The organism is Anaerovorax odorimutans, from assembly GCF_024459955.1.
GTDB classification, from domain to species: Bacteria; Bacillota; Clostridia; order Peptostreptococcales; family Anaerovoracaceae; genus Hominibacterium; species Hominibacterium odorimutans_A.
Map to the genome: position 1 here is coordinate 1 of NZ_JANFXK010000179.1, position 247 is coordinate 247.

General features: G+C 45.7%; 1 protein-coding gene. It reads left to right on the top strand.

What is annotated here, in order from left to right; all coding sequences use genetic code 11:
- A partial coding sequence (locus tag NE619_RS18385; protein WP_256133910.1) for a carboxypeptidase-like regulatory domain-containing protein occupies positions 1–247 on the top strand: 247 nt, incomplete at both ends.

The window sequence follows — 247 nt, forward strand, 5'->3', positions numbered from 1 at the left end:
TTTTGAAGGATATTCATTATACAGGTCAGGAAGAAGCGGTTACATATACTGTTACGGGAAGTGTAACAGATGAGAGTGGAAAAGCGTTGGAAGGCGCGGTTGTAACGACAGGAAATCTGACGGCTGAAACGGATAAAGACGGAAAATATTCCTTACAGTTAGGAGCCGGCAAGCATGAGCTGACGATTACGAAGGCAGGATATCAGACGGCGACGACATCTGTAACTGTAACAGAAGGCAACGTGGA